The following is a 24,912-nucleotide window of genomic DNA, read 5'->3' as shown; positions in this document are numbered from 1 at the left end:
AACGCCGCTGGGGTCGAACGAGGGTGACTGTCGGGTCGTGGTGGTCGGCGCCGGAGCCGGCGGCACGCTGGTCGCCACCCACCTGGTGACCGCGCTCTCCTCACGCTTCCGCGTCGAGCTGGTCGACCCGGCCCCCACCACGGGGCGCGGCCAGGCGTACTCGACCACCGACGACCGCCACCTCCTCAACGTCCCCGCCTCGGGCATGAGCGCCTTCCCGCGCGACCCCGAGCACTTCCTGCGCTGGCTGCGCAACCACCACGACCCGAAGTTCCAGCCCCACGACTTCGCCCCACGCGCCGTCTTCGGCCGCTACATCGAGGGCCTGCTGACCACGGCCACCGAGTTCCCCGGCAACGCCCGGGTCGTACGCCGCCGCGCGGAGGTCGTCGACATCACGAGCGTCGGCACCGGGTTCGCCATGGAGCTCTCCGACGGCGACCGGCTCGAGGCCCGCGCCGTCGTGCTGGCGACCAGCAGCCAGCCCGGCACCGGCTGGGCGCCCGCCGAGCTCGTCGCGGACGCCCGCCTGGTCACCGACCCGTGGACGCAGCCCGTCCCCGACGTCGGCGACGTGCTGATGCTCGGGTCCGGTCTCACCATGGTCGACCTCGCGATCAGCGCCGACCGCCCCGACCGCACCGTCCACGTCGTCTCGCGCACCGACGCGGTGCCGCGCCCGCACGTGCTGCCCACCACTCCCCCGGTCCCACCGCCACCGGGCATCACCCGCACCCAGGGACTCGACGACCTGCGCACCATCGTGTCGGCACACGTCGAGGAGACGGTGCGGTCCACGGGCGACTGGCGCGCGGCGGTCGACGGCCTGCGTCCGGTGACCGCGCAGCTCTGGCGCGGGCTGTCCGAGGCCGACAAGCGTCGCTTCATCGCCGAGGACGCGCGGAGCTGGGACGTCCATCGCCACCGGATGGCGCCCGCGACCGCACGCCGCTTCGACGCCATCTCCTCCGCGGGCCGACTGCGGCGCCACCGCGGCACGATCGCGGGGGTCCGGGCGGACGCCCACGCGCTGCACGTCACCCTCGACGACGGCACGACCCTGCGGGTCGCCGCCGTCGTGAACTGCACCGGACCGGTCGGCTCGATCGCCTCCGACCCACTCCTGAGCCGGCTCGCCCAGACCGGGCTCGTCCGCCCCGGCCCTGCCGGGCTGGGCATCGACACGACCGACGACGGTCGCATCGTCGGCACGCTGCCCGACACCGTGCCGTTCCTCGCCGTCGGCTCCCTGCGCAAGGGCAACATGTGGGAGTCCACGGCGATGCCCGAGATCCGCGAGCAGGCCTACGACGTAGCCCGCGTCGTGAGCCGCTCGATGCACGGCGAGTCGCGCCGGCGCCCGGTCGACCCCTACGGCCTCACCCTGTCCACCAGCCAGGACGCCGCCGACCGCTACAACGGCGCGCTCGGTCGACTGCTCCGCCTCCAGGACGGCGTCGAGGAGGGGCTGGCCGAGGCCGTCGCCGCCGACGAGGGTTTCGTCCAGGCGCACGCCGCGCTGGCCCTGCTCGGCCACGAGTGGGGCACCAACACCCACTGGCAGGCCTCGCTCCGTGCCGCCCACCGGGCCGCGGCCGAGCGCCACCTCGACGACCGCGAGAGCTCCTTCCTCGACGCCGTCACCACCCGGCTGCGCACCGACGAGGCGACCGGCGCGTCCGCCCTCCTGCGCCACGTGCGCCTCTTCCCGCGCGACGCTCTCGCCGTCAGCGTCGCGGTGCCGACGGTCGCCTTCGGCGGCCTCACCAGCGGCTCGCAGACCGCAGCGCTCGTCGAGTCGCTCGGCCGCTCCTACGGCGACGACTGGTGGTACGCCGGCCAGCTCGCCTTCGTGCGCCAGGACCAGGAGCGCTGGGCCGAGGCCGAGGAGCTGTCGTCGTACGCCCTGTCGGTCGAGCCGTCCTCCGGCCACGCCGTGCACGCTCGGGCCCACGTGTTCTACGAGACCGGAGACCACGCCACCGGTCTGGCCTGGCTCGACGAGTGGATCCGCTCCCGCGGCCCCGAGGCCAACCACCGCTCGCACTTCTCCTGGCACGCCGCGCTCCACGAGCTGATGCAGGACGACGTCGAGGCCGTACGCCGTCGCTACCACCGCGAGCTCGCCCCTTCCGTGGTCAGCGGCAGCCGCGTGGTGGTCGACAGCGGCGCGCTGCTGTGGCGCGGCCGCGTCACCGGCGCCTGGACCGACGACCTGCCGGTCTCCGACGTGCGCGCCCACGCACCGTCGGAGTGGCTGAGCACCCCGCCGACCGCGTTCGCGGCGATGCACGGAGCCGTGCTGCTCGCCGCCGACGGCGACGCCTCGGCGCTGAGCGTCCTGGCCGAGGAGTCCTCGCGCAGCCAGGACGTCGTGTTCCGCGACGTCGTCGCGCCGCTGTGCCGGGGCCTGGTCTCGGTCGTCGAGGAGCGCTGGAACGCTGCCGCAGCCACCCTCACCACGGTGGTGGCCACGATGGCGCCGCTCGGCGGGAGCAAGGCGCAGCGCGAGGTCGTCGAGGACACGCTGGTCCACGCGCTCGCGATGGCCGGGCGCACCACCGAGGCCGCGACGCTGCTCGACGCGCGCCTGTCGCGCCGCTCCTCGGCGCTCGACGCCCGCCGTCTGGCGACCGTGACCGAGGCCCTGCCCGCCCACGCGGACGCCGCGTCGCGACGGTGACCCGGTGATGGCGGGCTCGGCGTTCAGCTCGGTCGCGTTCACCACGCTGGCCACGCTGGCGATCGTCGAGCTGCACGTCGAGCTCGTCGCCGGAGCGGCCGCCTGGCTCGCCGCCTGGTGGCTGCTGCGCGAGGACGCCACCTGACCCGACGGGTCGGCCGGCCCGCCGCGTCGTGCGGGGCGGCGTGCTTGGGTAGGTGACGACCACCCACGAGAGGAACCCTTGTGAGCTCCATCAGCAAGATCACCCGAGCGATCACCCACCCCGTCGGCACCGCGCGCGCCGTCACCGACGCCTCGCTCGGCGTCGCCCGGGTCGGCCTGCGGACGGCATCGGGCGTGATCGGCTGGGCGGTCGAGCGCGCGACCGGAGGATCCCCGACGCGGCCGTCGACCCCGTGGGCTCCCGACGAAGACGTGACCGGAGCCCCTGCCGCGGAGACCGGCGCCCCGTCGCCCAGCGAGCCCGACGTGCCAGCGGCTGCCAAGAAGCCGTCGCCCCGGAAGGCGCCCGCCCCGGGGACGGCACCCGCCGCGAAGAAGGCGCCCGCTGCGAAGAAGGCGCCCGCTGCGAAGAAGGCGCCCGCTGCGAAGAAGGCGCCGGCCAAGAAGGCTGCGTCGACGCCGTCGGGCAAGCTGCCCGCCCGGAAGTCCTCCGACAGCAAGGCGTCGACGCGGCGTGCTCCGTCGAAGCAGGCCGCCGTGCTGGCGCCCGCACTCGGCCTCACCGAGGACGAGGTCACCCACCAGGGCGACGGCACCGGACCCGCCTGAGCTACCTCCGGACCTCCCGCAGCCACTCGATCGGGTCGCCCTCGTCGACGACGACGCCGTGGTGGCGCAACGCGTGTCGCGCCACCTGGCGCCGGGCGGCCGCATAGGTCACGACGTGGGCGAAGACGCTGCCCATCACGAAGCTCTCCGGGGGGTCGCACAGCGCGTCGACGAGCCGGTCGTCCCAGGCTCCCCGGCTGTCGAGGTCGCGCACCCGGGCCAGCCAGCGTGGCGCGACGGCGTCGTGGCGCTCCAGCAGGGCCGCGGCACTGCGGTCGCCACCGGCCGGGAGGTCCTCCCCGTCGATCGCGGCCAGCCACACCTCCTTGCTCGCCACCAGGTGCTCCAGCAGCTGGGCGAGCGACTCGTCGGGACCGTCGAAGCCGAGCACCGCCAGGCCGGGCACGACCGACGACTCGTACGCCGTCTCCGGCACGTCCCTGGCGAGGTCCAGCAGGTGCCGGGTGTCGTCGAGGTCGTGGCGGACGAGGTGCTCGGTGATCGGGTTCATGGCCTGCTCCGAGGACGTGACCCACAACGACATGGGCGGGTGGAAGTGGATGCCGTTGGGCGCCGGCAGCCAGTGATCGTCCGCCGGTGTGCTCGGCGGGTGTCCGTACGCCCGGGCGTAGGCCCGCGCGAAACCCTCGACCGACTCGTAGCCGGCCTCGAAGGCGGCGGCGGTGACGCTGTCGCCGCCGGCGATCCGCCACGCCGCCCGCTCGAGCATGACCCGGCGCCGCATCGCCACCGGCGGCTCGCCGGACTCGCGCCGCACGCGCCGGTTGAAGTGGTGCGGGGACGAGAAGGCGCCGCTGGCCATGTCCGTCAAGGTGGCGTGGTCCTCGTCGAGCACCGCGTCGAGCAGCTCACGCAGGCGGTCGCGTCCGGGCTCCGTCATGGTCCCAGTCTGCGGTACGAGCGGCCGCTGCCGCCCGACCGGAATTGCTCCGTGGCGCCGCTCAGGGCACCTCGAACCGCACCGTCTTGACCGGGTTGTCGAACTCGGTCGTGCGCAGCGAGACCTGCGCCTCCCAGGTGCCGCCGGTCGGCATCACCAGGTCACCGGCGTAGATGCCGGGGCCGAGGTTGCGCAGCTCGATCTCTCCCAGGTCGACCTCGGCGGTCGACAGGCTGATCCGGGGCGCCTCGTAGCCCTCGGCGGGCGCGCCGTCGGGGTCGGTCATGGTGATGGTGACGGTCGCCGGTCCGACGCCGAGGGGGTCCAGGCCCACCTCCGCGATGATGCCGCCGAGCCAGACCGACTCCCCCGACGCGTCGCCGGGGGCCGCGGACGCGGACGGGGTGGCGTCGGGCTCCGGGCTGCGATCGACGAGGAAGCCGGTCACGAGCAGCACCGCCACCAGCACGCCGGCCTCAGCCAGCGACGTACGCACCAGGACCGAGGCGGTGCCCCGGCGCTCGGCCCGCCTCGTCGCGTCGCGAAGGCGCGGGAGCAGCGAGAAGCGGTTCCAGGCAGCGATCGCCACGGCGACGAGGACGACGACCACCTTGACGAGGAGCAGCCCGCCGTAGCCGCTGTCGACGAGCTCGCCCCACGACCCGGCGATCCGCCAGGCGAGCACCGTGCCGGTGACGACCAGGAGGGCGAGGACACCCGAGGCGCAGGCCGAGAAGCGGGCCAGCACGAGCGCACCGGAGTCGTCACGCGCGGCGAGGTCGGCCAGGACCAGCCCGATCGCCACCAGTCCCCCGAGCCAGAGGGCTCCGGCGAGGAGGTGGAGCACGTCGACGCCGATCACGAGCGCCTGCGGGGTGGCCGCCCGCGTGTGGCCGGTCACGGAGGGAGCGGCGAGGGACAGCGCACACCCGGCGAGCACCAGGGCGGTGCGCCGCCGGTCAGGCGCCGCGCGCGGCATGGCGCCGACCGCCAGGGCCAGGCCGAGCACCACCATCGCGGGCACGACGTACTCGCCGGCGGCCAGCGCCGACCACGTGGAGGCCCGACCGAGCGCTGAGGGCGGCAGACCGAGCTGGTAGAGCGCGATCATCGGGACGCCGACCCAGCAGGCGAGGGCCCCCACGACCGCCGCCGCACGCGCCGCGGTGCGCAACCGTCGCCGGGAGCCGTCGTGGGCGCGGTCCGCGGGCAGGAAGAGCACCGAGAACGCCGCCAGCCCTGCGGCGAGCAGCAGCCCGACGTAGCCGAGCCATCGGGCCACGCCGAGATGCAGCGGAGCGTTCGTGCTGGCGTCCGTGCTGACCGTGGGCACGTCGACCACGTCGCTGGGGGCACCGACCGAGAAGCTCAGGGAGCCGCTGATCGGGTGACCGTCCGCGGAGACGAGGCGCCACACCACCACCAGCGTCCCCTCGTCGACCTCACCGTCGAGGTCGACCACCAGCTGCGCCTTGCGCACCGAGGCCGTCGCGGCGACCTCCGCGCCGGTGGCGTCGAAGACCTGGATGCCGGCCGGGACGCCGATGACCGCCTCGTCGAAGGTGAAGGTCACCTGCTCCGGCGCCGTGTCCAGCACGGCCCCCTCGACCGGGTCGGTGCCGACCAGGGTCGCGTGCGCGGCGGCCGGGGAGGCGGAGCCGAGGACGAGCAGCGCCGCCAGCGGAAGCAGGAGCGCGACGACCACCGCCGGCGAGAGCACGCGGGACAGGGCGCGCACGGCGCCACCGCGCCGTGGGGTGCGTCCGATCATGCGCGCCGACGTCGCAGCAGCAGGACCGCGCCGCTGGCCACACAGCCCGCGGCCAGGACCCCGATCGCGCCGACGGTCATCTGACCGGCGTCGGGCGAGCTCGCGGCGCTCGTCGCGTCGGAGCCCGAGGCGTCAGCAGCGGTCACCACGATGACCGGGGCGGGCATGTCGAGCGCCTCGCGGCTCGCGTCGTCCTCGGCGACCTCGGTCCAGGCCGACTCCCCCTCCTCGCAACGCTGCACGACCGGGAACACCAGCTCGGCCCCCACCTCGTCGGGCAGCCGCACGGAGAACACGACCTGGTCTCGCAGCGCATCCGGGAGCGGGGCGTCGGTGCGGAAGGTGATGCTGTCGCTCGCCACGTCGGCCGCCCAGCGGTCGGTGGTCTCGACGTCGGCGTCGCTCACCTGCGCCGGCAGCCGCACGGCGAGCTCGGTGGTCGCGGAGCCCTCGCAGCCGTGCGGCACCTCCATGCGCACCTCTGCCCTGGCTCCCGCGGCGGTGGTGGTGGGCGTGATGGTCACGTGGGCGGCGACCGGACCCGCTGCGAGTGCGACCGCGCCCATCGCGATCGCCGGGACGACCGCACGCACGGTCGCGCGGGTGCGGTTCATCAGGACTCCTGGCGTGGTCGGGTGACCGTCCTCACACAACCAGCATGCGGAACTGTTGTCAAGGATGTGAACTGCCACTACCGTGATTCAGGTCACCGAATCAAGATCTTACGTGTGAACCAACGAAGGGAAACTTCCATGCCCAACATCACCGTCGAGCTGCTCAAGGGCCGCTCGGTCGAGCAGCGTCGCGAGTTCGCGAAGGCCGTGGCCGACAGTGCCGTGGACATCCTCGGCGCCCGCCGCCAGGACGTCCGCATGGTCTTCAGCGAGATCACTCCCGACATCGTGGCCAACGGTGGGGTGCTCGCCAGCGAGGACGACAGCCGCGCGGGCGTGGTGGCCGCGCTCGCCGAGGACTGACGGCCGCTCCGCACCTCGCACCGACGACGGCGAGGGCCCGGGGGGATCTCCCCCCGGGCCCTCGCCGTTTCACGTTCCTCCGCTCAGCGCCTGCGCACCCTGATGGTGAGCTGCTCGCGGGTGGACTCCACCGTGGCACTGCCCTGGTAGGTCACGACCAGGCGGATCCGCTTGCCCTTCGCCTTCGGCAGCTGGACGAAGACGCGGCCGTCCTTCAACGTGCCGGCGATCTTCTTCCCACCCTTGATCTTGAAGGTCACGTCACCCGTGACGCGTACCCCGTCGGGCGCCCGCAGCACGGCCCGGACGGTCGCGCGCTTGCCCTTCTTCACCTTGTTCGGCGCCTTCACGCTCATCCGCGGCACGACCTTGTCGACGACGACCTCCACGACGGACGACGAGGCCTTGTGGGCGCCGTCCCCGACGTAGCGGAGCGTGAGCCGGTGCGTCCCGGGCACCAGGCCCTGGGCCGCGAGGTCCAGCCGCGCCTGGCCGGCCGCGAGCGTGCCCGCCGCGACCAGGTCGGTGCCGCTGACGAGCTCGACGCGACCCGTGGCCGCCGCGGGAGCGACGCTGACCACGAGCGAACCCGCCTTGCCGTAGGTGAAGGACGCCGAGGCACCCGCGACCGCGGAGTTGAGCGGTCCGGTCTCGCCGTTGCCTCCACCGGTGCCGCCGCCCCCGCCACCGCCGCCTGTCGGCTTGACGGTGATGGTGACCGTGGCGGGCGCCGAGGTGTCCGTGCCGTCACTCGCCGTGTAGGTGAACGTGTCCTTGCCCACGAAGCCCGCATCGGGGGTGTAGGTGAAGGATCCGTCCGCCCTCAGCACGACCGAGCCGTTGACGGGCTGGCTGGTCGCCGTGGCGGTCAGCTGGTCCCCGTCCGCGTCCGTGTCGTTGCCGAGCACACCGGGCGCCGCCAGGGTGAGCGGCTCACCGGACACCGTCGTGAACGCGTCGTCGACGGCGACGGGCTCGGCGTTGGGCTCGGCGGCGGCCTTCTCCACGGTGATGGTGACCGTGGTGGGCGCGGACTTCGACGTTCCGTCGTTGGCGCGATAGGTGAAGGTGTCGGTGCCTGAGAACCCGGTGACCGGCGTGTAGGTGAACGAGCCGTTCGCGGCCAGCGCCACCTCCCCGTTGCCCGGCTGCGTGACGTCGCCGGCGGTGAGGGTGTCGCCCTCGGCGTCGGTGTCGTTGGCCAGGACGCCCGGAGCCGGGACGCTCAACGCCACGCCTTCGGCCGTCGTGTAGGCGTCCGCCACGCCGACCGGTGCGGCGTTCGACGTGCCGTTGTAGATCGCCAGGACGTCTGCGGCGCTCAGCTCGTAGCCGTAGATCCGGAAGTCGTCCTGCTGCTCGGTGGGACGCGGGTCGTTCCAGCTGCCGTTGCCGAGGAAGTTGGCGGCTGTGCCGCCCTGCGCGATCTCACCGATGGTGACCGGGACATCGTTGCTGGTGGCCTGAAGCGCCCCGTTGAGGTAGATCTTCACGGTCGTGCCCGTGCCGTTGGGCGTACGTCCCAGGGTGACCGCGACGTGCGTCCACTGGCCCAGCGGGAGGTCGGCGTTGCCGGGCAGCATCGTCCGGTACTGGACGCCCTCGTTCTTGCGCAGGGTGACGCCGAAGCCGCGCGTGCCGTTCTCCATCCTCGACTGCAGGAGCAGGAAGTTCGCCGTGCTCTTGCCGATCTGGACGTGGGTGGTCCAGTTGGGCAGGTTGGTCGGGCGGATCCAGGTGGAGACGGTGACCTGCTCGTCCATGCCGAACGTGACGTCGTTGGGCAGGTTGACGTGTCCAGCACCGGGCAGGTTGACCCCTGCGCCGTACTTCGCCGAAGCCACCCACCCGGCGTTGCCCTGGAGCGTGGCATTGCCGATGGCCGGGTCCGAGCCCGAGTTGGCAGCGGTGGTGCCACTGCCCTCGTCGAACTTGTAGTGGACCGGGATGCCCTCACCCACCGGCGGACGCGCCACCGTGTGGGTCACCTTGGCCGAGGAGTCCCGGAACCCGGTTCCGGCCAGGAAGCGGACCTCGAGCTCGTGCTGCCGCGGGGGCAGCGTGAGGGCCGGGAAGGACACCGCACCGTCGGTCACCGTGGCCTGGGCACCCTCACGGGAGCCGTTGACCCAGAGCTCGGCCGTGCCGGACACGTTGGCGTTGGCGGAGTCCTTGACCGTGGCCGACACCGTGATGGGGGTGTTGAACGGCGACGGGGACGCAGGCGAGACGCTGACCGTGGTGGTCGTGTCGAGCTGGTTGCCGTCGGCGTAGAGACCGGCGACGTCAGCTGCGCTCAGCGACGTGGTGTAGAGACGGACGTCGTCCATCAGGCCGTCGAACGACGGGTCGTTGTAGCCGTTGCGACCCAGCCAGTTGTTCGTCGTCGGACCGACGTCGGTCATCGTGAGGGTCAGGTTGTTGCGGGTCGCGACCTGAGCGCCGTTGAGGTAGAGCGTGCCCGTGGTGCCCTGCCGCGTGAAGACGACGTGGTTCCACTGGTTGGCCGTGACGTCGCGGGTCGGGTTGGTGGCGTAGACCCGCTCCTGCAGCGCGTCACCCTTCTTCTTGAAGGTCGCAGCCAGTCCGGTGTTGCCGGCGGCCTGGGTCTGCATCTGGATCTGGAAGAAGCTGCCGGCGTCGCCGAGGCCGTCGCCGATGTGGAACAGGTTGATCCAGTTCCCCTTGGTGTCGGGACGGACCCAGAACGCGGTCGTGAAGTCGGCCTCGTTCTGCAGCAGGTTGTCGGGCAGGTCGACCGTGTTGGCGTTGGATCCACCCTTCATGTCGAGCGCACCGCCGACCTTGCCGGTCGGGCTCCACCCGGTGGTGCCGACCAGGTCGGCAGCGCCGACCGTGACGTCCGTGCCCGAGTTGGCGGCCTTGGTGCCGGTGCCCTCGTCGAGCTTGTAGTGGACGGCCGGTTCGGAGGCGCCGGCCCGCGTGGGCACGATCACCAGGTTGTCGAGCACGAGGTTGGCCGCTGCTCCCCCACCCTTGATCGACAGCGGCATCCGGCGCGACGTGGCCGTGAACGTCCCGACGTAGGTGCCGAAGGCCCCGGTCGAGGACGTCTCCGCGCCGGCCGACAGGGCGGCGTCGAGGGTGCCGATCGACAGGTTGGCCGTGCCCGGGGCGGTGCCGGCTGCCCGGCTGTCACGGGCGTAGCGGATCGACAGGCGGTACTCCTGCCCGACGTCGAGACCCTGCACCGGACGCGACAGGTCGCCGTTGGCTCCGACCGACAGGACGTAGCCGGTCTGGCCGAGGCCCCGCAGGCCGGGCGTCTGCGCCCGGACGAGCTGCACGGCACTGGCGATCTCCCACGGAGCCATCCGGCCGCTGCCGGCTGCCACGTCGGCGGTGTTCGGGTAGGTGCCCGACTGCCAGCCGGACGGCAGGCGCGGGTACTCGAACTGGTCGACGACCTTGGGGGCCGCCGAGTCCATCTTCACCTGCGGGTCGATCTGCACGATGTTGGCGACCGAGGGGGTGCCGTTGGCGTCCCAGACGAACACCATGTAGGAGCCGGGAGGCGCGAAGTTGGCGTTGCTGGGCGAGTTGACCGTGAGGGTGTTGCCGTTCTTGCTGAACGTCAGGTCCTGGAAGTTCTGGTCGTTGTTGAAGCCGTGGGTGACCGAACCGTTGCGGACCAGGGTGACGCGGCTGACGTTGCTCGCCGTCGACATCGTGAACGAGCCGTTGTAGCCGACCTTCTTCGGGGCGTTGGTGACCACCGGACGCACCGCGGGCTGGTTGCCGTCGAAGAGGTACGCCGGGGAGTAGTACTCCACGTCCGTGTAGTTGCGCGGCCCCGGGGCACCGCCGCCGCCGATCATGATCCGGCCGTCGGGCAGGAGCAGCGCGATCGAGTGGTAGAGGCGAGCACGCTCGTGGGGCACCTTGACCTCGGTCCACTGCTGGCCGCTCGGCTTGGTGGGGTCCCAGATCTCGGCGTTGGTCACGTAGCCGCCGTTGCCGTTGTTGGCGCGCGAGCCGCCGGTGACGATGACGTTGCCGTCGGGCATGACCGTCGAGGTCGGCCAGTGGCGGGCGTACGTCATCGGGTCGGTCGCGGCGAGCGTCGGGTTGGCACCGTTGATGTCGACCGTGAAGCCGGCTCGGGCGCCGTCGCCGCCACCACCGTTGGACCAAGCGCCACCGCCGACCTGCAGGATCTTGCCGGGGCGGTACATCGTCGCGGTGGACGTGGCGCCGACCGGGTTGCCCAGGTTGCCCTGGTTGCCGACCGTGCCGCTGCCGAGGCCGCCGCGCATCGCGATCGCTCCGTTGCCGTTGTCGGCGTCGGGGTCGAGCTCGAACATCTGCGTGCCGGTGATGGTGAAGAGCTTGCCGTTGGTCGGGTTGACGAAGGCGCGCGGGTACCACCAGCGGTTCTCAGTGTCCACCGCTCCGTTGGGCTCGCCGTAGGCCTGCGCGCTGGCCGCGCCGGTGAGCAGCTTCCACGAGCTGCCCTGGTGGGGGGTGTACCGCTCGGGCGTGATGACACCCGGGCCGCCGGGGCCACCCTCGAGCGCGCCGCCCTGCACGACGATCGAGCCGTCGGGCATGGTGGTGCCGGTGGGGTACCAGCGCGGGAAGTTCATCGGGGCCTCGTTGCGCAGCCCCGAGTTGGTCGTGTAGCTGGTGACGCCGATGGCGGACTCGTTGGGCGCGTTGCCGCCGAGGCCGTCGTCACCGCCGACCGTCATGGTCGCCCTGCGGTGCGGCATCTGCACCTGCATCGAGCAGAAGAGGTCGGTGTAGGTGACGTTCGGGATCACGCCCGACACGACGTTGGCGATCGTCCGCGGCACCTGCGGGTCCCAGACGTCGATCTCCATCTGGCCGCCCTGCGTGACGCAGTTGTTGCCGCTCCAGGCGTAGGGGTCGTTGGGGGTGCAGCTCGCCACCGAGCCGAACGACTGGACCTTGCCGTCGGAGGTGAGCGCGGCGTTGATGGGCATCAGCGGCCACGGCGTCACCCCGCTCCAGGAGCCCTGCTGGTCCTTGACCGGCGGGGCGCAGTCGGCCTCGAGGAAGCCGGCCGAGTAGGCCAGGCCGTTCTTCATCATCGTCCGGATGAACGGCTCGGAGTAGGCCGATCCCTCGTGACCGAGGCCGGAGTACCAGGAACGACCGGAGTCGATGGTCTGGCACCAGGTCACCGGGTGGGTGGTTCCGTTGTGGCCCAGGCTCTGCACCGACGACTCGTCGATCGAGAGGAGGGTCTTGACGTTGGGGGCCGGGTTGACGACCCAGTCGTACCACTCGTCGCTGCGGGTGATCTCCGCCGGCAGGCCGGTGGTGAGGGGGTGCGAGGTGGCCGCGTTGACGACGCGGCCGGGACGAACGGCCGGGTTCTCCGGGTGGCCCTCGGACATGGCACCGACGAGCCTGAGGTAGAACGGGTTGACGTCGTGCTCGCTCTGACCGACCGACCAGCCGGCGTAGTGCTGGCCGAAGTAGCCGCCGCCGCCCCTGATGTAGGCCTCGAGCGCGGTGCGCTGGGCCTCGTTGAAGAGCACGCCGCCGGTCTGCATGAAGGCCACCGCGTCCTTGGTGGCGAGGTTGGCTGCGGTGAAGGCCGACGGGTCGTCGGTCTCCTGGATGTTGATCACCTGGCCGTACTCCGTCGCGAGCTCCGTCGCGAGTTCGCGGATCGCCTGGCGTCCCTGGACGTGGGAGGCGTGGAAGTTCGGCTTGTAGAACAGCAGCAGGTTGAAGGTGCCGTCCGGGACGGAGCCGGGCGCGGCGGCGGCCGCGGCGGTGGCCGGGGCCGGGCCGGCGGCCTGGGCCGTGCCGGCAGCGGCGAGGGGCAGCGCGACGGCCATGGCGGCCGTCACGGCCACGAGGTGGGTGGACGCGCGGCGCAGGCGACTGACCTGGCGCCGCCGTGCAGATCTGCGGAGCAGTTTCATCTTCGATTCCCTAGGGGCTCGGCGGGGCGGAGCTCGGCGGGCGGCGGGTGCGGTCAGCGCTCACGAGACATCGAGGAAGGTATGACGGCCATCACACAGAGTCAAGAACTCTGTCCAGAATTGTGAACTATGTATCAAAGACGTTCAGATACGTGAAAACAGGCCTGGGCGGCCGATCCCCCGCACGGGGTCGACCGCCCAGACCTGGTCTGGGGGTGGGGCCGGATGGCCCGTCTCCGGTGCTCAGCCGGTCGGCTCAGCGACGTACGCGCGCGCTCCCGCCACCGGCCAGGGCACGCACCTCCGCGGCTGTCGCCATGGACGTGTCACCGGGTGTCGTCATCGCCAGCGCGCCGTGGGCGGCGCCCAGCTCGAGGCACTGCTGGAGGGGTTCGCCCTCGAGCAGGCCGTAGACGAGTCCGGAGGCGAAGCCGTCGCCGCCGCCGACCCGGTCGAAGATGCCGAGGTGGTCGCGGGGGGTCGAGGCGAGCACGCCCGTGTCCGGCGACCAGGCGATGGCCTGCCAGTCGTTGTCGCTGGCCGAGTGGACCGTGCGCAGCGTCGTGGCGATCACCTTGAACCACGGCATCTTCTCCGCGACCGTTCCGACCATCACCTCGAAGCTGTCCATCGGCAGCGAGCTCAGGTTCTCGTCGACGTGTGCGACCTCGAAGCCGAGCGCGGCGGTGAAGTCCTCCTCGTTGCCGATCATCACGTCGACGTGCCCGGCGAGCCGGGTGTTGACGTCGCGGGCGAACTCGGGGCCACCGATGCCGGCCCAGAGGCTCGGGCGGTAGTTGAGGTCGAAGGAGACCACGGTGCCGTGCTTCTGCGCGGCCGCCATCGCCTCCTCGGCCACCGCTGCGGCGTTCTCGGACAGTGCGGCGTAGATCCCACCGGTGTGGAGCCACCTGACGCCACGGCGGCCGAAGAGGTCGTCCCAGTCGATGGTGCCGGGCTTCATCTGGGCGATGGCGGTGTTGGCGCGGTCGGAGACGCCGACCGCGCCGCGGACGCCGTAGCCGCGCTCGGTGAAGTTGAGGCCGTTGCGCACCGTGCGCCCGATGCCGTCGTAGGACTCCCAGCGGATCAGCGAGGTGTCCACACCACCCTGCATGACCAGGTTCTCGACCAGGTGGCCGATCTCGTTGTCGGCCAGCGCGGTGATTACTCCGGCGCGCTTGCCGAAGACCTTCCGCATGCCGCGGGCGACGTTGTACTCACCGCCACCCTCCCAGGCCTCGAACCGACGGGCGGTGCGGATGCGCCCCTCCCCCGGGTCCAGGCGCAGCATCACCTCCCCGAGCGCGACGATGTCGAGCTCGCACTCCTCGACGGGTCGGGTCTCGATGGTCATGCAGTCGCTCCTTGCAGGTCTGGTGCGTAGAGGGCGGTGGACGCAGCGCACTTCGCGGCCACGTCGTCCCAGCGACCTGCCTTGAGCAGGTCGCCGGCCACCATCCAGCTGCCGCCGACGGCGGCGACGGACGGGTGGGCCAGGTAGGTCGGGGCGGTGTCCACGGTGATCCCGCCGGTGGGCATGAAGCGCACCTGCGGGAAGGCGGCGGCGAGCGCCTTGATCGTCGACAGTCCCCCGTTGGCCTCGGCCGGGAAGAACTTCACGGTGTCGAGGCCCAGGTCGAGGGCGAGCATGATCTCGCTCGGCGTCGCGACGCCCGGGATCACCGGCACGCCGGCGTCCTGGCAGCGTCGTACGACGGCCGCGCTGAGCCCCGGGGACACGACGAACCGCGCCCCGGCCTCGATCGCCTCGTCGACCTGGCGCTCGGTCAGCACGGTGCCGGCGCCGACGACCAGGTCGTCGTTGAGGGCGAGCCGGCGCAGCACCGCCGCGGCCTCGGGCGTGCGGAAGGTCGCCTCGGCGACCGGCAGCCCGCCCTGCACGAGGGCCGCGCCGAGGGCGTCGGCCTTGGCTGGGTCGTCCAGGACGACCACCGGCACGATGCGGTGGCCGCCCAGGACGTCAGTGGGATTCACGGTAGGAACAGACCCCTCGATCAACGGAGCTCGGCGATGACGGTCTTGAGCTCGGTGTAGTCGTCGAGGCCGAACGAGCCCAGCTCGCGACCCCAACCGGACTGCTTGAAGCCGCCACGGGGCAGCGTCACGTCGTCGGCGTGCCAGGTGTTGAGCCACACCGTGCCGGCCCGCAGCTTGCTGCCGACGCGGTGGGCGGTGCCGAGGTCCTTGGACCACACGCCGGCGGCGAGGCCGTAGACGGTGTTGTTGGCGGCGGCGACGACCTCCTCCTCGGTGTCGAACGGGATGGCCGTGATGACGGGGCCGAAGATCTCGTCGGTCTGGACGGCCATGTCCTCGGTGACGCCCGTGATGAGGGTCGGCGAGAAGAAGTAGCCCTTCTCGGCCGCACGCTCGGGGCTGCCCGCGACGATGTTGGCGCCGTCCTTGACCGCGCCGGCCACGTAGCCCATGACCTTTTCGTGCTGCTCCTGCGAGACGAGCGGGCCCATCGTGGTGCTGGGGTCGAAGCCGTCGCCGACCTTGATCGCCTTGGCCGCCGCGGCGACGCCCTCGATGACCTGGTCGAAGACGTCGCGCTGGACGTAGAGGCGCGAGCCGTTGACGCAGCACTGGCCCTCGTTGAAGTAGCCGGCGAGCGCGGCGCCCGCGATGGCCGCCTCGAGGTCGGCGTCGTTGAAGATGATGTTGGGCGCCTTGCCGCCGAGCTCGAGCGAGACCTTCTTGAGGTTCTTCGAGGCGCCGGCCGCGATCTTCTTGCCGACCTCGGTGGAGCCGGTGAAGGCGACCTTGTCGACGTCGAAGTGGTCGACGAGCGCGGCACCGGCGTCGCCGAAGCCGGGCAGCACGTTGACGACACCGGCGGGCACGCCGGCCTCAAGCAGGAGCTGGCCGAGGTAGAGCGCGGTCAGGGGGGTCTGCTCAGCGGGCTTGAGGACGACGGTGTTGCCGGCGGTGATCGACGGGATCACCTTGAAGGCCGCCATGGTGAGCGGGAAGTTCCACGGCACGATGCCGGCGACGACGCCGATGGCCTCACGACGGGTGTAGGCGTGGAACTCACGACCCGGCACCGACATCGGGATGGTCGTGCCCTCCATCTTGGTGGCCCAGCCGGCGAAGTAGCGGAACAGCTCGGCGGCCACGCCGGCGTCGCCGCGGGCGGACGCGAGGCTCTTGCCGTTGTCGAGGGACTCGAGCTGGGCGAACTCCTCGATGCGCTCGTCGATCAGGTCGCCGATGCGCCAGAGCAGGTGCGAGCGGTCGCGCGGCGTCATCTTCGACCAGGGCGAGCCGGACTCGAAGGCGTTGCGGGCGGCCACGACGGCGCGGTCCGCGTCGACGGCCGAGGCCTGGGCGACCGTGGCGAGGACCTCCTCGGTGGCGGGGTTGATCGTGTCGAAGGTCTTGCCGTCCTTCGCGTCGACCCACTCGCCGTCGATGAGCAGCTGGCGCGGGGAGGAGAGGAACGAGGAGACGGCGGGCAGGAGCTGGGAGTTCTCGGACATGAGAAGCCTTCCGGTGCGAGATTGCGTGCGGGGTTCTGGTGTGGCGGGGGGATCGGCCAGGCGCGACTACTTGATGATCGCCACCTTCGAACGGTCGAGGGTCAGCGCGACGGCGGCGACGATGATCGCGCCGTAGAGGATCTGCTCCCAGGCCGACGGGACGCCGACGATCGGCAGGCCGACACGCAGGAGCGTGACCACGAGGGCACCCGCGAGGCTGCGCCAGAGCGAGCCGTGGCCGCCCGTGATCGCGGTGCCGCCGACCACGATGGCCGCGACGGCGGGCAGCAGCAGGTTGTCGGCCATGGTCGGGCTGCCGCTGAAGTTGCGGGAGGCGAGCATGACCGCCGCGAGGCCGGCGCAGGCGCCGGAGACCGTGAAGGCAGCGACCTTGACCTTGTCGACCGGCGTGCCGGCGAGCCGCGCTGCGGACTCGGAGTAGCCGATGGCCTTGACGAAGCTCTCGAGGGGCGTGAGCTTGAGGATCAGGGACACGACCGCGACGACGAGCAGCGCGACGAAGAACGACATCGGCACGTAGCCGGCGACGTAGAGGTTGAGCCACTTGGTCGAGTCGCGGTCGACGACGCGGATCGGGCCGGCGTCGGAGATGACGAGAGCGATCGCGGAGAAGATGCTCAGACCACCGAGCGTCACGACGAACGACGGGATCCGGAGCAGCACGTGGGCGAGGCCCTGGACGGCTCCGATCGCACCCGCAGCAGCGATCACGGCCAGGATCGTGAGCCCCCCCATGTCCGGCAGCCACATCGCGAAGAGCACGGTGGACAGCGAGCAGAGCGCCGCGATCGACAGGTCGATGCCTCCGCACAGCACCACGAGCGTGGCACCTGCTGCCAGCACGACGAGCGGCGCCGACGTGCGGACGGCCGCGGTGAGGCTGCGCTGCGTCAGGAAGTCGGGATCGGCGATCGTGAGCGCGGTGAGCAGCGCCACGAGGGCGATGACCGGCATGAACGACGTGACGCGCTGGCCCAGGGTGGGCCCGCCCTTGACGACGGCCGGCTCGGCCGCCGGGTTGGACGCGGGGTCGGCGATGACGGGGGTGCTCATGTCAGACCATCTCCTTCACCAGGTCGAGGGGCGTCGGCTTGCCACCGGAGGGGCAGGCCACTTCCTTGGTCGCCCGGCCGTCGTTCATCACGATGATCCGGTCGGACATGCCGATGGCCTCCTCGAGGCTGTCGGCGAGCAGCACGGTGGCCACGCCGCTGTTGGCGAGCTCGCGCATGAGGCGGTAGACCTCCGAGCGCGCGCCGATGTCGAGGCCGCGCGTGGGGTGGTCGAGCAGGAGCAGCCGGATGTCGCCGGCCACCAGCCAGCGAGCCAGGACGACCTTCTGCTGGTTGCCGCCGGACAGCCGGCCGATCTGCGTGCCGCGGTGCGGGGTGCGGATCGAGAGCCGCTCGATCCACTTGTCGACGAGGGTCGCCTGCTTCTGCGGCACCACCATCGGTCCGGCGCAGCGGGACTTCTGCTTGGTGAGCGTCATGTTGTCGGCGACCGACATCGGCCCGACCATGCCCTCGATCTTGCGCTCCGCCGGGACGTAGCCGATCCCGGACGCGACCGCGGCACGCGTGCCGGACAGGTCGAGCTTCGCGCCGTCGAGGGTGACCTCGCCGGCCAGGGTCGGCTCGGCCCCGAAGAGGGCACGGCACACGTCCTCGCGCCCGGAGCCGTGCACGCCGACGATGCCGACGATCTCGCCTGCGCGCACGTCGAGGTCGACGTCGCGGAAGGTCTTGCCGGACATGCCCTTGACGACCAGCCGCGGCTCGCTGTCGGCGACGGACCGCTCGGACAGGCCCTCGTGGTAGTGGTCGTCGGACCCGGTGGAGCCGATCATCAGGCGGTGCAGGTCGGAGGGGACCGCGCCGGCCGTGGGCGTCTCGCCGACCGACTGGCCGCCGCGCAGCACGGCGACGCGGTCGCAGACGTCGAGCACCTCGTCGAGGCGGTGCGAGACGAAGACGACCGAGGCGAACTCGCGCAGCCGACGCACCTGGCTGAAGAGCGTCTCGATCTCCTTCGACTCCAGCACCGAGGTCGGCTCGTCGAGGATGATCACGGGCGGGTGGGAGGTGCGCTCCTCGATGCGGAGCACCTTGGCGATCTCCACCATCTGGCGCTCGGCGAACGACAGCGAGTCGGTGCGCGCGAGGGGATCGATGTGCGAGCCGATCTTGTCGAGCTGCTCCTGCGCCAGCTTGCGCATCGTGTCCCAGCGGTAGATGCCGCGCCGGACGCCCGGGCCCTCGCTGCCGAGCACGATGTTCTCGGCGGCGGTGAGGTTCGGGACGAGCGACTGCTCCTGGAACACCATGCCGATGCCGTGGTCGGCGGCCTCGACGACGCTGCGCAGCCTCACCTTCTCGCCGCGCACCCAGATCTCGCCCGCGTCGGGCCGGACCAGGCCGACCAGGGCCTTGAGCAGGGTGGACTTGCCGGCGCCGTTCTCGCCGGCGAGGCCGAGCACCTCGTTCTGGCGCACGACCAGGTCGACGCCGTCGAGGGCCTTGACGCCCGGATAGTGCTTGACCAGGCCGCGCACCTCGAGGGCGTTGACCGGTGCGGAGGCGTCCGTCTCGGGGTGGGGCTGCAGGTTGGTGGTCATTTCGTCACCTGGTTCCTACGACGCTGGGGAAGGACCGCGGCCGAGACGGCGGCGACCACGATGAGGCCCTGCACACCGCCCTGCCAGTAGGGGCTGACGCCGATCTGGACCAGGCCGTTCTGGAGGACGATGACGAGGAGCACGCCGACGGCGGAGTGGAGCACTCCCCCGCGACCGCCGGTGAGCAGGGTGCCGCCCACGACGGCCGCCGTGATCGCTGCGAAGTCGTAGCCCTTGCCCGCCTGGACCAGGCCCGCGCTGAGCTGGCTGGTCACCATCACGCCCGCCAGGGCGTAGAACGACCCGGCCAGGGTGAACACGGCGACCTTGTAGGGGGCCACCTTGACCCCGGAGAGCGCGAGCACCTCCTCGGCACCGCCGATGGCGTAGGCGTAGCGGCCCAGGCGCGAGTAGCGCTGGATGAGCCAGCCGACGAGCACGCACCCGAGAGCGATCCACGTCAGGTAGGCCAGGCCCAGGAAGCGGTTCACGGCCCAGCCGCGCAGCATCGCGTCGGAGATGTTGGGCTGGACGCCCGAGAACATCAGGGTCGCGATGCCGAGCCCGACGGCCGAGACGCCGAGCGTGGTCATGAAGGACGGCACCTTGAGGCTGACGAGGGCCATCCCGCTGAGGCAGCCGAGGGCCGCACCCAGCAGGACCGCGACCAGGACCCCGAGAAGTCCCAGGTCGTTGTCGTTGCGGTTGTTGGCCACCAGGAGGGCGACCGCGATGGCGGAGGCCCCCATCACTCCCGGCACCGAGAGGTCGATCGACCCCATCATCAGCACGAAGGAGATGCCGCAGGTCGCGACGGCGAGCACCGCCGCCGCGTCCATGACGTTCTGCAGGTTGGCGATCGTGCGGAAGTCGGGGCTCAGCAGCGAGAAGATGCCGATGATGACCACCAGGGCGATCGGGGGACCTGCGTCCCCGAGCGACACCCCCCGCCGAGGCTGGGGGCGTGGCGCGCGCACGACCTCGTCGTCGGCCTTGGCGGGGGATGTCATGGTCACGAAATCGCGCCCTGCGAACGGCTGAACACGTTGTCGCACTCGAAGTCGGCCTCGTCGACCACCGGGGAGGTGAAGTCGCCGACGTTGTCGTCGGTGATGAGGAACTGCTCGGCGAACCAGGCGCGGTCGTCGTCGGAGATGTCCTCGGCGGCGAGCTCGCCGGTGGCGACGCAGTAGCCGATCGCCAGGCCGATGCCACCCTGCCACGGGCCGTCGGAGGAGACGGTCGCGGTCATGGTGCCGTCCTCGATGGCGGTCAGCGCGTCCGGGACGGCGTCGATGCCGACGACGGCCACGTCGTCACGGCCGGCCTGCTCGAGGGCGGCCAGCGCGCCGAGCGCCATGTCGTCGTTGGCGGCCCAGATGCCCTTGATCTTGTCACCGTGCTTGGTGAGCAGCGTCTTGGTGACCGACAGCGCCTCGTCGCGCGAGAAGTTGGCGGTCTGCTGGTCGAGCAGCTCGACGTCGCCGTTCTCCTCCAGCGACTCCTCCAGACCGGCGTAGCGGTCCTTCGCGGCGCCGGTGTCCAGGATGCCCTGGAGGGCGATGATGCCGCCGGAGCCGCCGATGGCCTCGGCGAGCGCGTCGCCGATCTGCTTGCCCGACTCGACACCGTTGTAGGTGATGTGGCTCAGCCACTGGTCGTAGTCGGCGACGTTGACGTCGGCCGGCTTGTTCCACTGGGTGACGAGGAACGCTCCGGCTTCCTGGGCACCCTCGACGATCGGCAGGGTGTCGGAGTCGCCGTTGGGCAGGATGTTCATGACGAGGCAGTCGGTGTTGCCGGCGAGCAGCTGGCTGATCTGCTCCTGCTGCTTGGTCGAGTCGGCGTCGTAGGTCAGGCGCTGCTGCTCGAGGCCGACCTGCTCGGCGAAGGCGTCGCCGCCGTCGAGCCAGGACGCCTCGTAGGGGTTGGACTCGTTGCGCACCTGGCCCACCAGGGTGACGTCCTCGGGCGCGCAGGCGGAGGCCTCGGAGCCGCCGCCACCGCCGCCGCCGCTTGCCTCTTCGCTGCAGCCGGCGAGAGCGGCGGCAGCCAGGGTCAGGCCGAGCACGACTGCGGTCGGTCGAGAGGTGAACTTCATGGTCGATCCTCATTCTCTTTCGGTGCCGGTGTCCGGCGGTGGGACTGACTGGGTCAGGTGGTGCCCCGAGGTGATGGATTCCTTGCGGTGGTGCGGTGGTGCGGTGGTGCGGTGGTGCGGGTGGAGAGGATGGTGCAGGTCTAGCGAGCCATCCAGCCGCCGTCGACGACCAGCACGTGGCCGTTGACGTAGTCGGCGGCGGAGGAGGAGAGGAACACCGCGGCGCCGGCGATGTCGTCGGCGGAGCCCCAGCGTCCGGCCGGGATCCGCTCGAGGATCGAGCGCGAGCGGTCGGGGTCCTCGCGCAGCGCCGTGGTGTTGTCGGTCGAGATGTAGCCCGGCGCGATCGCGTTCACCTGCACACCGTGCGGTCCCCACTCGTTGGCCAGGGCCTTGGTCACGCCCGCGACGGCGTGCTTGCTGGCGGCGTACGACGCCACCCGGATGCCGCCTTGGAAGGTGAGGAGGCTGGCGATGCTCACGATCTTGCCGTGCCCGCGCTCGACCATGGTGCGGCCGACCTGCTGGCTGAGCAGGAAGACGCCGTTGAGGTTGACGTCGAGGACGCGCTGCCAGTCCTCGCGTGCGAGGTCGACGGTGTCCTGGCGGTCGATGACGCCCGCGTTGTTGATCACGATGTCGACCTGTCGCGAGGCGGCGAGCTCGCCGCCGACACGCTCGACGGCGTCGAGGTCGCCCATGTCGAGGTCGACCACGTCGACCTTGCCACCGAGGTCGACGACGGCCTCACGGGTCGCGTCGTTGCTCCCGGGGCGACCGACCAGGACGAGCTCGGCCCCGGCCCGCGAGAGCCCGAGGGCGATCGCCAGGCCGATGCCGCGGCTCGCGCCGGTGACGACCGCGCTGCGGCCGGTCAGGTCGAAGGGCGAGGACGTCACAGGTCCTCCACCGCGACGGGCGCGAGGTCGGTGTAGCAGTTGTTCTCGCCGGCCATCGCCCAGATGAAGGCGTAGGAACCGGTCCCGGCGCCCGCGTGGATCGACCACGGCGGGGCGATGACGGCCTCGCGGTTCTTCATGACGAGGTGGCGGGTCTGGCCCGGCTGCCCCATGAAGTGGAAGACGCGGTCGTCCTCGGCCAGGTCGACGTAGCAGTAGATCTCGGTGCGGCGCGCGTGGAGGTGCGGCGGGAAGGTGTTCCACACCGACCCGTTGGCGATGACGGTGACCCCGAACTGGAGGACGGAGGTCTCGACGTCCTGCCCCCACACGTAGCGGAAGAGGTTGCGCTCGTTCGCGGCGTCGGACGAGCCGAGCGCGACGGGCTCGACCTCCTGGTGCTTGAGCAGCGCCGAGGGGTAGGTCGCGTGGGCGGAGGCGGAGACGAAGTAGAAGGCGGCGTCGGCGCCGGCGAAGGTGACCTCGCTCCCCCGTCCGACGTAGAGGCCGTCGAGGTGCTCGAGCTCGAACTTCTCGTCGCCGACCAGGACGTGGCCGGCACCGCCGACGTTGATGATGCCGAGCTCGCGGCGCTCGAGGTGGCTCTCGGTGCCGAGGACGTCGGTGTACGCCGGCAGCTCGAGCTGGCCGGAGCCGGGGACCGCGCCACCGATGACCATGCGGTCCTCGTGGGTGTACGTCGCGTTCACCTCGCCCTCGACGAACAGGTCCTGGACCAGGAAGGTCTCACGCAGGTCGGCCGTGGTGGCGGTCTCCGCACTGGTCGGAGACGTGGAATAGCGAACCTGCATGGTGGTGACACTCCTCGGCGTTATGAACTGCGTTCGTCTATGTGAACTGAGTTCGACGATATACGTGACGGCCGTCACCGGTCAAGCACCTGAATGCTGTCCAGATATGCGAACCCGCGCTACGCTACTTTCGTACGGGGGTACGTCCTGGTGCCTTCATGACTCCGAACCGAGGAGAACGGCCATGGCTCAACAGACCGGACTAGCCACCAAGGGCGGTTCCGCGCTCAAGGACGTCAGCGGCACGGGCCCCGCCGGACCGGTGAAGTCGGCCGCCCGTGCGCTCGACCTCCTCGACGAGATCGCGGCCAACGGACCCGGGACCCAGCTCCAGCTGTCCACGCGGCTGAGCATCCCCAAGAGCAGCCTGCACGCCCTGCTGCGCACCATGACTGACCGCGGCTGGCTGCAGACCGACCCGACGGGCAGCGTCTACCAGCTCGGCATCCACTCGCTCGTGGTGAGCTCGGCCTACCTCGACGGCGACCCGGTGCTCGCCCGCGCGCAGTCGGTGCTCGACGAGGTCGCCACGGCCACGGAGGAGACCGTGCACCTCGGACGTCTCGACGGCCACGACGTCATCTACACCGCCAAGCGTGAGTCGATGCACCCGCTGCGCATGCACTCCGCCGTCGGTCGCCGCCTGCCGGCCTACGCCACCTCGCTCGGCCGTGCGCTGCTCGCCGAGCTGCCCGAGGCGATGCGCGTCGACATGGTGCCCGACCACATCACCGCGATCACCCCCAACACGACCACCAAGAAGGAGGCGGTGCTCGAGATCATCGACCGCGCCGTCGTCCAGGGATACGCCACCGAGAGCGAGGAGTCCTGCATGGGCGTGCGCTGCTTCGGCGTCGCGCTCCCGTTCAGCCACGCGGCGGTCGACGCCCTCAGCGTCGCGGTGCCGATCAGCCGCCTCGACAACGGCCGCGAGGACCTCATCATCGAGACCCTCCTCAGCGTCAAGGCCCGCCTCGCCGCCGTGCACGGCAACAGCATGGTGCGCTGAGCGACCTCAGCCCGCCGCCAGCCGTTCCATCACCGCGCGCAGGGGCGGCCACGTGTCACGCCCCCGTCGGACCACGGCGAACGCGCGCAGCGTCACCGCGGTGTCGCGCAGGCGTACGACGCTCACGCCGCGGCGCGCGGTCCGCCCGCGCGGCAGCAGGGCGACTCCCCCGCCGGCGACGATGAGGTCGTCGACCAGCTCGAGCGAGTCGATGCGGTGCACCACCCGCGGCACGAAGCCGGCCCGGGAGGCGAGCGTGCGCAGGGCGTCCTCGTCGGCGGTGTTGCGCGAGTTCACGATCCAGTCGCGATCGGCGAGGTCCGCCAGGGACAGCCGCCGGTCCCGCGTCGGCACCCCGACCCCCCACTCCAGTCCCCACAGCGACGTGACCTCGTGGTCGTCGCGCCACTCCGCCGGCGCCAGGTCGTAGTCGTAGACCAGGGCCAGGTCGACCTCGTCGCGCGCCAGCAGCTCGAAGGCCTCGAGCGGCTCGTGCTCGAGGATGCGCACCTCGATGCCCGGCCGGCTGCGGCGGAGGTCGTCGACGGCCGGCAGCAGCGAGCGGCGGATCGCCGAGGCGAAACCGGCGACACGCAGGATCCCCGCTGGCTCCGAGGTCGGGTCCAGGTCGAGCCGCGCGGCCTCGACGGCGGCGAGGATCGTGACAGCGTGCTCGGCGAGCCGCCGCCCGGCCGGGGTGAGCCGGACGCGCCTCCCGACGGGCTCGAGCAGCGGAGTCCCGACGTCGCGCGCGAGCGCAGCGATGCCCTGGGAGACGCTGGACGTCGTGGTGCCCAACGCCTCGGCGACCTCGTGCATCGATCCGAGACGTGACAGCTCGAGCAACATCCGCAGGCGCCTGACGTCCATCCCGCCATTGTGTCGATCAGGTGAACGAAACGTCCAGAAAAGTCACG

19 protein-coding genes are annotated in these 24,912 nt (G+C 71.4%); 5 read left to right on the top strand and 14 right to left on the bottom strand.

Features of this window, described 5'->3' with window-relative positions; genetic code table 11:
* Positions 1 to 37 precede the first annotated feature (37 nt).
* From IEZ25_RS15025 to IEZ25_RS15015, 3 genes are all read left to right on the top strand, one after another.
* Positions 38 to 2,683 carry an FAD/NAD(P)-binding protein gene (locus tag IEZ25_RS15025; protein WP_191200268.1) on the top strand — a complete coding sequence of 882 codons (2,646 nt, stop codon included), beginning with the start codon at positions 38 to 40 and terminating at the stop codon, positions 2,681 to 2,683.
* A 4-nt stretch (positions 2,684 to 2,687) separates the two neighbouring features.
* A complete protein-coding gene (locus IEZ25_RS15020; protein WP_191200267.1) occupies positions 2,688 to 2,828 on the top strand; it encodes a hypothetical protein in 141 nt (46 codons plus the stop codon).
* Positions 2,829 to 2,908: 80 nt separating this feature from the next.
* Complete coding sequence (locus IEZ25_RS15015) at positions 2,909 to 3,457, top strand: hypothetical protein (protein WP_191200266.1); 549 nt, start codon at positions 2,909 to 2,911, stop codon at positions 3,455 to 3,457.
* Between the two features lies 1 nt (position 3,458).
* Here IEZ25_RS15015 and IEZ25_RS15010 read toward each other — a convergent pair whose 3' ends face one another.
* From IEZ25_RS15010 to IEZ25_RS15000, 3 genes are all read right to left on the bottom strand, one after another.
* The gene (locus IEZ25_RS15010) at positions 3,459 to 4,358 is read right to left on the bottom strand and encodes a helix-turn-helix domain-containing protein (RefSeq protein ID WP_191200265.1); all 900 of its coding nucleotides are present in this window, start codon (positions 4,356 to 4,358) and stop codon (positions 3,459 to 3,461) included.
* A gap of 61 nt (positions 4,359 to 4,419) precedes the next feature.
* Positions 4,420 to 6,129 (bottom strand): copper resistance CopC/CopD family protein, encoded by a 1,710-nt coding sequence (locus tag IEZ25_RS15005; RefSeq protein WP_191200264.1) that lies wholly within the window; start codon positions 6,127 to 6,129, stop codon positions 4,420 to 4,422.
* The gene (locus IEZ25_RS15000) at positions 6,126 to 6,743 is read right to left on the bottom strand and encodes a YcnI family copper-binding membrane protein (protein WP_191200263.1); all 618 of its coding nucleotides are present in this window, start codon (positions 6,741 to 6,743) and stop codon (positions 6,126 to 6,128) included. Before IEZ25_RS15000 ends, IEZ25_RS15005 begins: the two co-directional genes overlap by 4 nt.
* Positions 6,744 to 6,881: 138 nt before the next feature.
* Here IEZ25_RS15000 and IEZ25_RS14995 point away from each other — a divergent pair, with 138 nt between their 5' ends.
* Positions 6,882 to 7,106, top strand: coding sequence for a tautomerase family protein (locus IEZ25_RS14995; RefSeq protein WP_191200262.1), 225 nt, complete (start codon positions 6,882 to 6,884; stop codon positions 7,104 to 7,106).
* 83 nt (positions 7,107 to 7,189) lie between these two features.
* Here the strand turns inward: IEZ25_RS14995 and IEZ25_RS14990 are convergent, their stop codons facing one another.
* The 10 genes from IEZ25_RS14990 to kduI all read right to left on the bottom strand — a co-directional run bounded on the left by IEZ25_RS14990 (position 7,190) and on the right by kduI (position 22,986).
* Entirely contained in the window at positions 7,190 to 13,027 is a 5,838-nt protein-coding gene (locus IEZ25_RS14990) for a LamG-like jellyroll fold domain-containing protein (RefSeq protein ID WP_224749075.1), read from the bottom strand.
* Between the two features lie 256 nt (positions 13,028 to 13,283).
* A complete protein-coding gene (locus IEZ25_RS14985) occupies positions 13,284 to 14,384 on the bottom strand; it encodes a sugar kinase (protein ID WP_191200261.1) in 1,101 nt (366 codons plus the stop codon).
* Positions 14,381 to 15,025: a bifunctional 4-hydroxy-2-oxoglutarate aldolase/2-dehydro-3-deoxy-phosphogluconate aldolase gene (eda, locus tag IEZ25_RS14980; RefSeq protein WP_191200260.1), complete on the bottom strand. Its 645-nt coding sequence runs from the start codon at positions 15,023 to 15,025 to the stop codon at positions 14,381 to 14,383. The genes IEZ25_RS14985 and eda overlap by 4 nt, the downstream gene beginning before the upstream one ends.
* 20 nt (positions 15,026 to 15,045) lie before the next feature.
* Positions 15,046 to 16,536 (bottom strand): aldehyde dehydrogenase family protein, encoded by a 1,491-nt coding sequence (locus tag IEZ25_RS14975; RefSeq protein ID WP_191200259.1) that lies wholly within the window; start codon positions 16,534 to 16,536, stop codon positions 15,046 to 15,048.
* A gap of 66 nt (positions 16,537 to 16,602) precedes the next feature.
* Positions 16,603 to 17,610, bottom strand: a complete 1,008-nt coding sequence (locus IEZ25_RS14970; protein WP_191200258.1) for an ABC transporter permease — start codon at positions 17,608 to 17,610, stop codon at positions 16,603 to 16,605.
* A 1-nt stretch (position 17,611) separates the two neighbouring features.
* Positions 17,612 to 19,174, bottom strand: a complete 1,563-nt coding sequence (locus IEZ25_RS14965) for a sugar ABC transporter ATP-binding protein (RefSeq protein ID WP_191200257.1) — start codon at positions 19,172 to 19,174, stop codon at positions 17,612 to 17,614.
* Positions 19,171 to 20,184: an ABC transporter permease gene (locus tag IEZ25_RS14960; RefSeq protein ID WP_224749112.1), complete on the bottom strand. Its 1,014-nt coding sequence runs from the start codon at positions 20,182 to 20,184 to the stop codon at positions 19,171 to 19,173. The genes IEZ25_RS14965 and IEZ25_RS14960 overlap by 4 nt, the downstream gene beginning before the upstream one ends.
* 2 nt (positions 20,185 to 20,186) lie before the next feature.
* A complete protein-coding gene (locus IEZ25_RS14955) occupies positions 20,187 to 21,275 on the bottom strand; it encodes a sugar ABC transporter substrate-binding protein (protein WP_191200256.1) in 1,089 nt (362 codons plus the stop codon).
* A 140-nt stretch (positions 21,276 to 21,415) separates the two neighbouring features.
* On the bottom strand, positions 21,416 to 22,174 hold the full coding sequence (locus IEZ25_RS14950; protein ID WP_191200255.1) for an SDR family oxidoreductase: 759 nt from the start codon (positions 22,172 to 22,174) through the stop codon (positions 21,416 to 21,418).
* Positions 22,171 to 22,986: a 5-dehydro-4-deoxy-D-glucuronate isomerase gene (gene kduI / locus IEZ25_RS14945; RefSeq protein ID WP_191200254.1), complete on the bottom strand. Its 816-nt coding sequence runs from the start codon at positions 22,984 to 22,986 to the stop codon at positions 22,171 to 22,173. Before kduI ends, IEZ25_RS14950 begins: the two co-directional genes overlap by 4 nt.
* A gap of 184 nt (positions 22,987 to 23,170) precedes the next feature.
* Here kduI and IEZ25_RS14940 point away from each other — a divergent pair, with 184 nt between their 5' ends.
* Positions 23,171 to 23,995 carry an IclR family transcriptional regulator gene (locus IEZ25_RS14940; RefSeq protein ID WP_191200253.1) on the top strand — a complete coding sequence of 275 codons (825 nt, stop codon included), beginning with the start codon at positions 23,171 to 23,173 and terminating at the stop codon, positions 23,993 to 23,995.
* Positions 23,996 to 24,001: 6 nt separating this feature from the next.
* Here the strand turns inward: IEZ25_RS14940 and IEZ25_RS14935 are convergent, their stop codons facing one another.
* Positions 24,002 to 24,865 carry a LysR substrate-binding domain-containing protein gene (locus tag IEZ25_RS14935; RefSeq protein WP_191200252.1) on the bottom strand — a complete coding sequence of 288 codons (864 nt, stop codon included), beginning with the start codon at positions 24,863 to 24,865 and terminating at the stop codon, positions 24,002 to 24,004.
* Positions 24,866 to 24,912: the final 47 nt, after the last annotated feature.

This window comes from Nocardioides hwasunensis (assembly GCF_014779665.1).
Classification (GTDB): Bacteria; Actinomycetota; Actinomycetes; order Propionibacteriales; family Nocardioidaceae; genus Nocardioides; species Nocardioides hwasunensis.
Note: the sequence above shows the minus strand (reverse complement) of the source record. Positions and strands in the feature narration are given on the sequence as shown.